We start from the raw sequence: 12,491 nt of genomic DNA, 5'->3' as shown, positions 1-12,491 counted from the left end.
CTGTCTACGGGCAAACCAGCGGGTTTGAGTCGACTCAGGGCCCTGGGACGTGGAGCAACAGGCCCATGAGGACATCATCGACGTAGGAGCCGTCATCGAGGCGGAGGAAGGCGCGACGGGTGCCCTCGAGGACGAAGCCCTGGGAGAGATAGAGCGCGAGGGCCCTCGGGTTGTCGGCCCGAGCGCAGAGTTCCACTCGGGTGACGGCGCCACCGTCCGGGTCGCGGTGGGCGCGGACCCAGGTGAGCAGGTGGTCCATCAAGGCCCGGCCGACGCCCATCCCCTGTGCCGAAGGATGCACGCCGATGCCCAGCACGCCCACGTGACGCAGCATCCGATAGGAGAGGCGCAGGATGGAGGCTTCCCCCAGCAGCGCTCCGTGCGAGTCCGTCACGACCAGGGGGAACGCGGTGCCATCCTGCCGGTGCAGCCCCGCGCCATCGCGTTGGGCCGTGAAGGTGGCCGCGTCCACGGGCAGCTCCTCCGGGTGCTTCACGATGCCTTGACGGGCCTGGACAATCGCTCGCTCCAGCTCGAACAGCGCCGGCCCATCCTCTCGCACCGCCTCCCGGACGAGGCCGGGGCGACCGTCACGTAGCATCAACTGGACCGGCTGGAATCGCATGAGAAGGTCCTTCGCGAACGACGAGTGGGAGCCCGTGACGCAGGGCCTGACGGTACCTGACTCGCCCGCACGCTCGGGGCATGATGTGGCCACTTCGATGAGGGGGACGATGCCTTTGACGATGACCGCGAATGCTCGGAGCGCTCGGAGCGAGGAGCATGAGCTCGCGCTGCTGTTGAGCGGACGCTGTCGCCGGTGTGCCGAGCGGATTCCTGGAGGGACGGCGCTGCGCGGTCGCCCCTGTCCCCGGTGCGACGAACAGACGCTGCCCAGCGCCACGGACCGAGAGGTCCTCCACCGACTCGCCTCCGAGCGGGCCACGGTGCGGCTGGGCATCGCCGTCGCGGTGGTGGCGCTCGCCGCGCTGGTCGCCAGTTGGGTGCCCCTGCTCACGTCCCTGCTGCTGGTCGCCGCGCTGGTGTGGCTGCGCGTGACGCTGGTGACTCCCGCGCTCCAACTGCTCACGCCCCAGCGTCGGCTGGTCTCCCGGTGGACGCTGCGCCTGGCCGCCGGCTGCTTCGTGGCGCTGTCCATCCTCGTGCTCGAACTCCTCACGCTGATTCCCGGCTTCGGCGCGCTGGTCAAGGTCGCGCTGAGCGCGGGCGAAGTCGCGCTCGCTGGCCTCTTCGCGCGCCGCTATCTCGCATGGCAGACCGAGCGCGAGGCGCGCGGTGTCGCCGTCGCCTTCTGGGAGATGGGCCTGCTGGTGGGCTGGATGTTGATGCTGCTGGCCTTCACCGCCGCGTCGGTGCTGCTGGTGTTGTACGTGCTCCAGTCACTGGGGCTCGTGCAGGGCTTCCTCGCCGCGCCGATGGGAGGGAGCTGAGCCATGCTCTCCTTCGCCCTCGCCTCCCAAGTCATCGGCCTGAGTGGAGCCTCGGGAACGCGCGCGGGAGGCAGCCTGCTGCTGCTCGCGCTCGCCGCGCACTACCAATACCTGTCGCTGCCGCCGGAGCTCGGGTGGCTCGCGACGCCGCAAGCGCTCGGGGCCTTCGTCGCGCTGCTCGCGTTCGAGATGTACACGCAGCGCGACAGTGACCTGCGCATGGTGCTGGGCCTGGCGCAGTTCGCGTTGAGCGCGGGCAGCGGCGCCACGGTGGCGCTCGCATCAATGGGCGTGGGGACGGAGCAGCTTCCTCCCTGGGCCGTGGGCGCGGTGGGCGCCTTCGTCGCCGTCGCGACGCTGTCGGTGCGCCAGTGGGTGCATACGCGCGTGGACCAGCTCGAGACGGAGGTGCTGCATCCCCGGCGGTGGCTCCTGCGCACCGAGGACGTCTTCGGCCTGGGGCTGGCGGCGGTGGCCATCCTCTGGGCGCCACTGTCGCTGGCGCTCGTGCTCCTGTTCACCCTGGCCTGCGGCGCGGCGGGACTGGTCGCCTATCGACTGGAAGCGCGCTCGCGCCGCGCGTGTCCCGCCGGGTGCGGGGCGAAGATTCGCGAGGAGGCCTCGCGCTGCCCCAGGTGCCGCGCGGACGTGCCCGTGGCCAAGGCCGTGGACCTGCGGCTCGGGGGGCGGATGCGGGACGCGCTTCGCGGGGCGCTCGGGTCCGGGAACTCCAGCGCTCCGCGCATGGAACCAGGCATCCAGCGCGACGGCGGCAAGGCCCCTTCCCGGCTGGGATGATGGGCGGTCCCCGCCGTTCCTGGCATGCTGCGGACGGCTCCCATGTCTTCGACCGCGGACGCGTCTTCTCCTGGCCCGGTGCTCCGGGTCGCACAGCAGGTTCCCCGCACCGAGGCGGAGGGCCCCGGGCGCCGCTTCGCACTCTGGCTCCAGGGGTGTCCGCTGCGCTGCCCCGGGTGCTGCAACCCGGAGATGTTCGCGATGGAGCGTGGCACCGTCGTGACGGTGGAGTCGCTCGCGGCCCGGGTGCTCGCGACGCCCGGCATCGAGGGCTTCTCGCTGCTCGGGGGCGAGCCCTTCGCGCAGCCCGGCCCCGCCGCGGACCTCTGTGAGCGGCTGCGCGCGGGCGGTCTCAGCACCATGGTCTTCAGCGGCTACACGCTCGCGGAGCTGAAGGCCCAGACGAACCCGGACGTCGAGCGGTTGCTCGCCAGCCTGGACCTGCTGGTGGATGGGCGCTACGAGAAGGACCAGCCGGAGACGCGCCGGCGGTGGATTGGCTCCAGCAACCAGGTCATGCACTTCCTCACCCCGCGCTACTCGCCGGAAGACCCGACGTTCACCGCGCCCAATACGGCGGAGCTGCACCTCGTCGAAGGCCGGCTCATCATCAACGGCTGGCCAGACCTCGCGGACCGCCTCCGTCCATGACCCGCGTCTCGCCTTCCGAGCACTCGCTGCTCACGCTCGCGCGCGCCATCATGGGCCTGGGGCAGTACGCGCCCGTCGAGGACCTGCTTCGTGCGCGCCACACCACGCCCGCGCGACTGAGTCCCGGCGCCCTGCGCTCGCTGCGTGACACGTTGGCCAAGGGCACCGTCCTCGCGCTGGCCCGCTGCGGTGGGGCACGCCAGCGACGTCACCTGTCCTCCGAGTCAAGCCCCTCGCGCCTGTGGGAACGACACGGTCCTCCCGCGCTGCGCTTCTCCGTCCTCTGCTTCCACACCCTGCGCTGGCTCGTGGAACAGCCGCTCGCGATTTTCGGCCACAGGCCCCTGGATGTAGACGCGCCTCCGACGCTCGCCGACGAGCTGTTCCTCTACCTGTGCTGTCGACTGGTGGCGGGCACACCCTGCGCTCTGTCGATCGCCCTGCAGCCCCAGTTCCAGCGCTCCATCCTCTGTCGGCTCGGGTTTCCGGACCTGTTCGGCGCCTCGCTCGGACGCGTGGACGCGGAAGGCTTCGCGCCGCTGCTCGCGGAGGGAGGCTGGCTGCTGGAGGCGCTCCAGGACGAGCTCGCCCTTCGCTGGCGCCGACTGGAAGAGAGCAAAGCGCGGCTCATCGAGCCCAAGCAATTGGTCGACCTGGGCACCGCGCAGGAGCAGGTGCTGGACGGGTTTCTCGACGCGGTGGACCGCGCGGGCCGCAGGGACCTGGCGGGCTTCGTGCTGGAGGCGCTGCGGCCCCTGGTCGACCAGCCCGCGTCGCGATGGGTGTCCAACCTGTCTCCTCGCGCATCGCTGAGCGTGAAGGCCCAGGCACGCCGGGCGGCGGGAGCGAGCCTGCGCGCACTCGGACGGATGGCGCGCTGGGATGCCGAGCACCGCGCGGTGCGCTTCTTCGACGACGGCTACGAGGGCGCGCAGTTGCTGCTCTCCGCCTGGGCGTCCTTCGGTGAGCCCGGCTTCCGCCTCGCCTCGGACCGGGAGCGTGAGCTGACCACGGACCTGGCGGCTCCCGTCGAAACGATTCCGGATACCCTTCCCCTCCCTTCCTCCGAGAGCGCCCCATGAGCCGCGCCTATCGAATCTCCGTCTCCGAATCCCTCAACCGCATCGTCCAGGCCGAGGACGGCGTGTGCTCCAAGCTGGAGCTGTTGCCCTTGCTGTCTCGCGAGGAGACGGCGGGCCTGCTCGCCTCGGAGCTGGCGAACCGAGGCTTCACGCAAGAGGGCGACGTGGCGGTGCGCGTCGAGGCCGACGGCGTGCGCGTGGCCGTGGACGTCACCACCGGCGAGGTGAGCGTCACGTTGTCGGACGAAGCGTCGGTGGAGCTGAGGGCGACGGGCGAGGTCCTCTCCCACACCCCGGACGGATCCGAGGCGACGAAGAAGCTCGCGCGGGAGAAGGCGCGGGCGAAGCTGGAGGACCAGACCCAGGACGCCACCGAGTCGCTGCGCGAGGATATCACCCGGCGGCTTGAAGGACGGCTCAGGGACCTCAAGTCGGAGCTGGACTCCATCGCCAACAAGGTGACGGGCGAGGCCCTCAAGGTGCGCGCGTCGCAGCTGGGCACGGTGGAGGAGATTCACGAAGACGCGGCCACGGGCTCGCTCACCATCAAGGTTCGCGTATGAGTCAGCGCATCCCCGAGGAGTCCCTCCCCACGGAGCTGACGCCCTTCGCCGCGGTGGAGGCCGCGTATCCCGCCGAGCTGGGACGCCTGTGCGAGGCGCTGCTGCGAGGCCTCCCGGTGATGGTGGAGGCGGACAAGGAGCTGACGCCGTACTTCTACAAGTGCCTGCGGGACAGGTTGAAGAAGGACGGCAAGCAGTTCCTCTACCTGGATGGCCGCGCCGCCGCGGAGCCACCACCCGGAATGCCCGCGCCCAGCATGATGGCCACGCTCATCGGCCAGTTGCGCGACGCGGTGCGAGGCGCGGTGCGCGAGCGCATCGTCGTGCTGCCCCATCTCGACCTGCTCACCACCAGCAGCGGCGGCCTCACGTCCGAGGCGCGCGAGGTGATTCCGCTGCTGTATGAAAACCCGGAGATGCTCTGGGTGGGCTTCAAGGACCCGTCGTTCCCGCTGCCACGGGTCATCGAGAACCTGTTCCCCCACAAGGAGAGCATCCTCGGCGTCAGTCGCGAGCGGCTGCGCTACCTCGTCACTCAGCGCGAGTGTCGCAAGTTCGGCCGGGGCCTCCAGCCCTACTCGCTCTACAAGCACGTGTCCGGCGTGAATGCCGTGCGACTGCGGCGGTTGCTCGGGGCCATCACCGGCGAGGACTATCCCAGCGACGCGAGGCCCGCCTTCGCGCAGCTCCGCTCGGCCACACTGAGCGGCTCGCTCAACGTGCCGGAGATTGACCTGCACACGGAGATTGGCGGCTACGCGAAGGTGAAGGAGCGCCTCCAGCGAGAGATTCTCGACGTGCTCGCGCACAAGGAGACGCTGTCGGACCCGGAGGCGGTGAAGCGCGTGGAGGGCCTGCTGCCCCGGGGGATGATTTTCTGGGGCCCGCCGGGCACCGGCAAGACGCTCTTCGCCAAGGCGATGGCCTCGTCGCTGGGCGCCGCGGTGCTGGTGGTGAGCGGCCCGGAGCTGAAGAGCCGCTGGGTGGGCGAGAGCGAGGAGAACCTCCGGCAGATCTTCATCCGCGCCCGTCAGGCCGCGCCCAGCATCATCATCTTCGACGAGCTGGACTCCTTCGCTGCGGCGCGCGGCACGTACACGGGCTCCGGCGTGGAACACTCCATGGTGAACCAGCTCCTCACGGAGATGGACGGCTTCCGCAAGGAGGAGCTCGTCTTCGTGGTGGGCACCACCAACTTCGTGGAGTCGCTGGACCCCGCGCTGCTGCGTCCGGGCCGCTTCGAGTTCCAGCTCTGCATCCCCTACCCCAACAGCACGGACCGCCGGGCCATCCTGTCCATCTACGACAAGAAGCTGGCCCTGGGCATGACGGAGCGGGCGCTCGACTACGCGGTGAAGCGCACCGGAGACCGCGTCGAGGGCACGGGCACGCGCTTCTCCGGTGACCACATCCAGGCGCTGTGTCGGGCCCTGGCCCGGCGTCGGCTGAGGGATGCAACGCAGACCCCCACCGAGCCGGTGGACGTGGAGAAGGCCCTCACGGACTTCCTGGACCGGCCGGAGCTCACGTCCGCCGAGGAGAAGGTCGTGGCCACTCACGAGGCCGGCCACGCCGTGTGCGCGCTGTTCTGTCCCAGCGCTCCCGCCATCGACCGCATCAGCATTCGCGGAGACCTGGCCGGCATGCTCGGCTTCGTGCAGTACGCGGACCCCGCGCATCGCTACGTCGTCACGCGCAGCCAGTTGCTGGACAGCATCTGCATGCTTTTTGGCGGACGCGAGGCGGAGGCGTTGCTCCTGGAGGACCTGTCCATCGGCAGCGCCCATGACCTGGAGCGCGCCACCGAGATTGCCCGCGAGCTGGTGGAGATGCTCGGCATGGGTGGCGACGGAATTCCCGTGCGCCGGTTCGACGCCCCGGGACGGGACGCGGAACGGCATGCGCTCTCCGATGCGACACGCGGCACGCTGGAGGCCGCTGTGCAGGAGGTGCTGGAGGTGCAGCGCGCCCGGGCCCGCGACATCCTCCACCGGGAGAAGACTCGCCTCATCGCGCTTCGGGACTTGTTGCTCGAGCGCAAGGTGCTGGACCGCGAGGCATTCGTCCACCTGGCGCCCACGCTGGCGTCGCAGAAGGAGCCGGCCCATGGCTAGTCTCATCCTCCGTCTCCTGGTGAATCCCCAGACGGGTCGCAAGGACATCGTCATCCAGTACGAGAGCGACTCCGACGCGCTTCCCATGGAGCACGAGGAGGAGCACCGTCGCCTCGTGGACCAGCTCATCGCCGGGGGCGCGCTCAAGGCCTCTGAGGTGGGCCGCATCATCGTCCAGCGAGACACCCCGTCCGGTCAGGCCGCCCAGCCCGAGTCCACGTCTGAGAGCACCGTCGAGAAGGTGAGCCAGAAGGCCTGATGTCCACGCTCGTGTTTCCCACCGAGGAAGCGCTCCACCTCGCGCTGACCTCCCGCCTCGTCCCTCCCGAAGTCCAGGCCACGCCGGCCCGCTACCGTCGGTCCGCCGAGGGTGTGCTCCACGTCACGTCCCAGGCGCCCTTGTCGAAGGCCGTGCTCGCGGAGCTGGCGACTTTCGGCATCGAGGCCGACGCGAAGGCACCTCGCGCGGAGGACTCCGTGCTGTGCTGGGCGGAGCTGCTGGCCCCGCGTCGGGTCCCCGTCGAGAGCGCGCCCCTGGGCGCGGTGTTGTTCCTGCCCGTGGATGGCGACGGGCTGTTGTCGCTCGCGGGCGAGCTGCTGCGCCTCGGGTGTGACCGCCAGGAGGTCTGCTTCGCCGAGAAGAAGAAGGGTCAGCGCGCCCTGCTGCGCGCCTCCGCCCCGCCCTACTTCACGCTCACCGGAGCGATGGACCGCGCGGGGGGCCTGCGAGCCTTCGTGCCCGCGGTGCCTGGGCAGACTTCCGTCTGGGTGGAGCTGGGCCACGTGCATCCGCTCGCGCGCACGCTCCTGCCCGCGCCTGGCACCGTGCTGCTCATTCCCGGCGAAGGCCCGTGGCTGACGGCGCCGGACGGGCCGTGGACGGACCTGTATCAGCTCACGGACCTGCGGCTCCCCGAGCCCGCGGAGGACTGGACGCCCTCGGCCGCGCCGGGCCGGCTCTCCGTCCACATGAGGCTCACTCGGGCCGCGCGCACGGAGGCCGCGAGTCTCTGGGTGCTGCGCGAGAACGCCGTGGCGCAGGTCGAGTCGCTGGTCCACACGTTGCCGGAAGCCTTGCTCGCGCAGCTTCGCTTCGCGGTGACCGGGCCCGCCGACGCGCCGTGCATCATCCTGCGAGCACGGCATGGCCGCGAGCGGCCACCGGAGCTGGGCCTGTCCGCCATGGCCTATTCGCCGCTACCCCAGCTCGCGGACCTCTATCTGCCCTGTGACGGCCTGCTGGAGCCGCCCGTGCGCAGAGACCGGCTGCGCGCGCTCCTCGCACCCGTACCGGACACCGTCACCTGGTTGCACCCCACGGGCGCCGGCGGCTTCCGCGCGGAGCGAATCCCCGAGCAGGCCTTCCAGCCACTCGAGTCCTGGGTGGACTACGTGGTGGACACCGCCGCCGCGGCCCTTGAGCCGTGGGTGAAGGGGGCCACGTTCGATTTCGGCGCCATCGAATCCGCGGACGGCGAGTGGATGCCCGGTGCGGCGGGCCCCGCTCCCACCGGGGAGAGCGAGGACCCGAACACGTCGACACGAAGCACCCGCCGCACGCGACGAGGGCAGGCGCCCGTGCCGGAGCCCGTCGAGCCGGCGCAGCCAGCGACGACGAAGCGCTCGTCGTCCCGAGGCGTGGGGACCCTCCTGGAGCCACTCACACCCGCGCAGCTCGGTGCCGCCGAGGAAGCCCTCACGGTCGCGGAGAAGTCCTTCCTCGAACTGGATGTTCCCGCCGATGCTCCCGAGCGACAGGCGCTTTGGGTTCACATGGCGGAGCTGAATGGTCAGCTCGGCCGAGGGCGCGACGCGGCGCTGTGCTGGACACGCGCGCTCTGGAACACCTCGGGCGCGGAAGCCACGGAGCTGGCCGTGCGCTGGGCGGAGGCGGAGTCCCGCGCGGGTGCCTCGCGGGCCGAACTTCTGGCCCGCGCCACGCCCTCCGAGGACGACGTGCGCAGCTTCGCCAGCGGGCTCGTCCTGGGTGCGCTGACGTCTCCACGGACGCCACCGGGGGATATGCCCGCGCTGCAGCGCTGGTTGGATCGCCACGACACCGCGCTCGACGTGCGCACGCTGTGGCTCTCGCGCGCCGCGCTGGACACGCTCGCGGGGGGCGACCCGCTGAGCCTCGCGAGGACGGGGGACCGACTGCTGGAGATGCTCCAGCGGGGGCTCTCCCTCTCGCGCGATGTCCCGCGCTTCCTGCGGGGCGGCACGGATGCGTCGGCCCTGCCTCGGCTCGCGGCACAACTGGACGCGCTGCTGGACCGCTTCGAGCGCACCGCGCGTCGGCGCTCCTCCGTGGAGGCGCCCGCCGAATTGACCCAGGCCTATGTCCGCCTCGTCTTCGCCTGTGGCCTCGCGAGGCTGGGACAGGCGGACCGCGCGCGGGCGCTGGTGGCCTCGGCCACGGCGGCGCTCGACACGAAGGAGCCCATCCATGGGTTCCTGTCGCGGGCCTATGGCGCACGCGTGGCGCAAGCGCTGGAGGGCGAGCCGCTGGAGACTCCGCTGCCCACGGACATCTCCGCGGAGCTCAACGCGCTGGCCACCTTCCAGCGCTACAAGGTGGACCGGCTGCGACAGGCCTCCGCGCTGTTGGAGCCCAGCGAACGGTTGGACCCCGCCCGGGCCTTCGGACGCGGGACACGCGACCTGCGAGGCGAGGAGTTCGCGGCGCTGCGAGACATCCGCGACGCGGCCACGGTGACACACGAGGTGGTCCAGTTGGTGAGGCGCGCCACGGGAGCCCGCCTGCCCGCACCCGAGCGACTGCGCCTCATCGGCGGCTTGCTGGAGACGTTGCCTCGGCTGGCCCCTGCGCGGGCGCTGCCGCTGCTGGATGAACTCGTCTCAGCGATGGAGGGGCTCCCGGGAGAGTCCCAGGCCCAACTCCTGGGTGACGCGCTTACCCTGGCGGCGCTGTTCGGCCGGGCGGACCGCGCGACGTCACTGGCGGGGCGGCTGCGGCTGGTGTTGGCCGGACTTGCGCCGGAGTCCCCCGCGTGGGGCGCGGGCATCCTGGAGGCCAGCCTGCGCGGCCTGCGTCGCGTCGGCCTGTCTCGCGAGACGGGCGAGATGGTGGCGGCGACGCGAGGTCTGCTCACCCGGGCCAAGGCGCCCGTGGCGGCGCGACTGGGTGTCGCGTCGGGAATGGCGATGCTCGGGCATGTGGACGAAGCGCTGCCGGTGTTCAACATGGCCTTCGATGCGCTGGCCGCCGCGAAGGGCTCCCCCCCTGAGCGGATGTCCCTGACGCGAAGTCTGGCGGGAGCACTGGCGCATACGCCGACGAACGTCGCGCTGCCGGGACTGGCGAGACTGTCGGAGGGGCTCGCCACGGTGACGGACAGCTTCAATACCAACAGCCACTTCTGTCTGTCCGTGGTGGAGCTGGCGGACGCGCTGGTGCTGGGTCATGTGGAAGTGGCGCAGGGCGCGAGCGAGCGGGCACGAAGCTGGTTGGACGAGGATGAGTTCTTGGTGCGGCGACGCATCCATCAGGAGTTGGAGGACCGTACATGAGCAGTGTTCCCCGACGGGAGGAGCCCGTCGCCGACCCCATCTCCGCGCTGACGTTCGACGCGCTGTCACGCGAGGCGCAGGGGCTGCGCGAGCGGCTCAACCGGTTCCGACAGGGACTGGGGCGACACTTCGTGGGCAAGCAGACGCTGGTGGACCTGATGACCGTGGCGGCGGTGGCGCAGGAGCCGCTGCTCCTGGTGGGCCCCCCGGGCACGGCGAAGTCGGACCTGGTCCTCAAGTTCCGCGAAGCGCTGCGCATCCCCAACGAGGACTACTTCGAATACCTGCTGACGCGCTTCACCGAGCCGTCCGAAGTCCTGGGCCCCATCGACATCAACCTCCTGCGCCAGGGCCGCTACATCCGGCGCGAGGGCGGCAAGCTGCCCACCGCGAAGCTGGTGTTCCTGGACGAGGTGTTCAAGGCGAGCTCGGCCATCCTCAATGCGCTGCTGACGGTCATCAACGAGCGCAAGTTCTATCAGGACGGCGCGCCGCAGCCGGTGAAGCTCAAGGTGCTCTTCGCGGCGACGAACGAGCTGCCCGAGCACGCGGAGCTGGGCGCGCTCAAGGACCGCTTCTGCCTGAAGGCCGCGTGTCGCCCGGTGCAGGACCGCTACTTCCTGGAGCTGCTCGACTCCGGCCTGGAGTCCCAGACACACCGCGAGCTGAACCAGAAGCCGTGGGCGGAAGGACACGCGACGTTGGAAGACCTCCTGAAGGCGCACCGCTACCTGACGCTGATGATGGGGCGCAAGGAGATGGGGCCGGACGGGAGAGAGCTGAAGGACCGTGACCTGTTCTTCCGCGACGAGCTGCTGCGCGAGTTCCGCCGCGTGGTGCAGACGCTGACGCGCGAGGACGGCGTGTTCATCAGCGACCGCAAGCTGGTGAAGCTCTACCGGCTGCTGCGCACGCGCGCGTGGATCTTCCACGGCGGCGCGGTGGAGCGGCAGGACCTCCAGCTCCTCTCCTACCTGGGAGAGACGCGGGAGGAGATCGACCTGCTCGAAGAGAAGGTGCCTCGACTGCTCGGCCTGACGTGATGCGCGTCCGCTGAACGTCACGAGGACCTGGAGCCATGCGTCCAGGTCCCCGTGTCACGAGCAGTCGCTACGGAGTACAGGACACGTTGGCGGGCGCGGCCCAGAGCTGGTACCAGCCCGTGTCATCCATCGCGGTGAAGTAGATGCTGCCGCCGACGCGAGCGAAGCGTTCGGGCGACGACGTCACCAATGACGGAGTCGCCGTCACCTCCGCCGTGGTGGCGTTGGTGCCGTAGCTCACCCAGGGGTTCGTGTAGGAGCCCGCCGAATCCGCTCCCGCGAAGATGACCCCGCCGCCGTCGATGGGATGGACGGACGAAGAGAACTCGTCGGAGACGCTCAGCGAGCCAGGCATCGAGCGCGTCTGCGTGGCTGTGCCATCCGTCACCCACAACTTCACCACGCGATACGCGGGCCCCGGAGTGCTGATGGCCACGGCGAAGTACAGCTTTCCTCCCGAGCGGGTGAACGACTGGAGAGACGGGAACGCAGCCTCCTGGTCCGCGTAGGGGTTCTCCAGGACGGTGACGGTGGCCTTCCCTCCGCCCGCCTGCGCGACGCGATACAGCCCCATCCGCTGCGTCACCGGGTCCGCGTTCGTCAGGTACACGTGCGCGCCCAGCGAGCCGAGCATCCGCATCTCACGACCGAAAGACTCCAGCCGCACCGTGCCCGAGGCCGTGCCGTCCGACTTCCACACCTCCGTGTTCACCCCGTCCCGGAGCGTGAAGAGTCCCGTGCTCCCGTCCTCGGTGATTCCGACATCGACCACGGGTACCACGTTGGCATCCAGTCGCTTGACGAAGACCGTACCGCCGGACGTCCCATTCGTGCGCCACAGCGCGGTGCCGTGCTCCGGGCTGGACAGGAAGAACAGATGCGCGCTGGAGGTCCGCACGTAGCTCGGCGACAGGGTACTCAGGACGCCGAGGTTCACGAGCTGCGTCGTCCCCTCGGCCGAGCCATCCGTGCGCCACAGCTCCACCTGGAGCCTCGGCGGGTCCATCACCTGCCAGGTGCGGAAGAACGTGACGAACGTACCGTAGGAGGCGAACTGGGAGAGAGCCGAGCCCGCGGACCCTGCACATCCCGGATGCCCGTGGGCATGGAGGTGAACGTCGGCGACTGGGGCGTCCCGGGCGGCACGACGACCTTCACCCGCCGCGCTCCCTCGGGTGAACAGGCCAGGGTGGATACCTGGAACGGCTGCGACTCCAGCGGAGAGGGCTCCAGTTCCGGAACACCCCCACACCCCCAC

General features: G+C 70.3%; 11 protein-coding genes. 9 read left to right on the top strand and 2 right to left on the bottom strand.

The genetic code is table 11. The features are described from left to right. Positions 1–34 precede the first annotated feature (34 nt). Positions 35–625, bottom strand: a complete 591-nt coding sequence (locus FJV41_RS52335) for a GNAT family N-acetyltransferase (RefSeq protein WP_181790741.1) — start codon at positions 623–625, stop codon at positions 35–37. Positions 626–734: 109 nt separating this feature from the next. On the opposite strand from FJV41_RS52335, the gene FJV41_RS52330 reads away from it, so the two are divergent. The 9 genes from FJV41_RS52330 to FJV41_RS18190 are packed head-to-tail and all read left to right on the top strand — an operon-like array spanning position 735 to position 11,233. Next, on the top strand, positions 735–1,451 hold the full coding sequence (locus tag FJV41_RS52330) for a hypothetical protein (protein ID WP_174455157.1): 717 nt from the start codon (positions 735–737) through the stop codon (positions 1,449–1,451). Between the two features lie 3 nt (positions 1,452–1,454). Continuing rightward, positions 1,455–2,249 (top strand): DUF4126 domain-containing protein, encoded by a 795-nt coding sequence (locus FJV41_RS18225; protein WP_141643781.1) that lies wholly within the window; start codon positions 1,455–1,457, stop codon positions 2,247–2,249. Between the two features lie 42 nt (positions 2,250–2,291). Further along, positions 2,292–2,900: a 4Fe-4S single cluster domain-containing protein gene (locus tag FJV41_RS18220; protein WP_141643780.1), complete on the top strand. Its 609-nt coding sequence runs from the start codon at positions 2,292–2,294 to the stop codon at positions 2,898–2,900. Further along, positions 2,897–3,982, top strand: a complete 1,086-nt coding sequence (locus FJV41_RS18215; RefSeq protein ID WP_141643779.1) for a hypothetical protein — start codon at positions 2,897–2,899, stop codon at positions 3,980–3,982. The genes FJV41_RS18220 and FJV41_RS18215 overlap by 4 nt, the downstream gene beginning before the upstream one ends. Further along, the gene (locus FJV41_RS18210) at positions 3,979–4,545 is read left to right on the top strand and encodes a hypothetical protein (protein WP_141643778.1); all 567 of its coding nucleotides are present in this window, start codon (positions 3,979–3,981) and stop codon (positions 4,543–4,545) included. Before FJV41_RS18215 ends, FJV41_RS18210 begins: the two co-directional genes overlap by 4 nt. Then, entirely contained in the window at positions 4,542–6,659 is a 2,118-nt protein-coding gene (locus FJV41_RS18205; RefSeq protein ID WP_141643777.1) for an AAA family ATPase, read from the top strand. The genes FJV41_RS18210 and FJV41_RS18205 overlap by 4 nt, the downstream gene beginning before the upstream one ends. Continuing rightward, a complete protein-coding gene (locus FJV41_RS18200) occupies positions 6,652–6,918 on the top strand; it encodes a hypothetical protein (protein WP_141643776.1) in 267 nt (88 codons plus the stop codon). The genes FJV41_RS18205 and FJV41_RS18200 overlap by 8 nt, the downstream gene beginning before the upstream one ends. Continuing rightward, the gene (locus tag FJV41_RS18195; RefSeq protein ID WP_141643775.1) at positions 6,918–10,190 is read left to right on the top strand and encodes a DUF8586 domain-containing protein; all 3,273 of its coding nucleotides are present in this window, start codon (positions 6,918–6,920) and stop codon (positions 10,188–10,190) included. Before FJV41_RS18200 ends, FJV41_RS18195 begins: the two co-directional genes overlap by 1 nt. Further along, positions 10,187–11,233: an AAA family ATPase gene (locus FJV41_RS18190; protein WP_141643774.1), complete on the top strand. Its 1,047-nt coding sequence runs from the start codon at positions 10,187–10,189 to the stop codon at positions 11,231–11,233. Before FJV41_RS18195 ends, FJV41_RS18190 begins: the two co-directional genes overlap by 4 nt. 67 nt (positions 11,234–11,300) lie before the next feature. Here FJV41_RS18190 and FJV41_RS18185 read toward each other — a convergent pair whose 3' ends face one another. Further along, a complete protein-coding gene (locus FJV41_RS18185; protein ID WP_141643773.1) occupies positions 11,301–12,239 on the bottom strand; it encodes a hypothetical protein in 939 nt (312 codons plus the stop codon). Positions 12,240–12,491 lie beyond the last annotated feature (252 nt).

This window comes from Myxococcus llanfairpwllgwyngyllgogerychwyrndrobwllllantysiliogogogochensis, from assembly GCF_006636215.1.
GTDB lineage: Bacteria > Myxococcota > Myxococcia > Myxococcales > Myxococcaceae > Myxococcus > Myxococcus llanfairpwllgwyngyllgogerychwyrndrobwllllantysiliogogogochensis.
The sequence above is the reverse complement of the archived record's forward strand: the minus strand, read 5'-3'. Positions and strand labels throughout refer to the sequence as shown.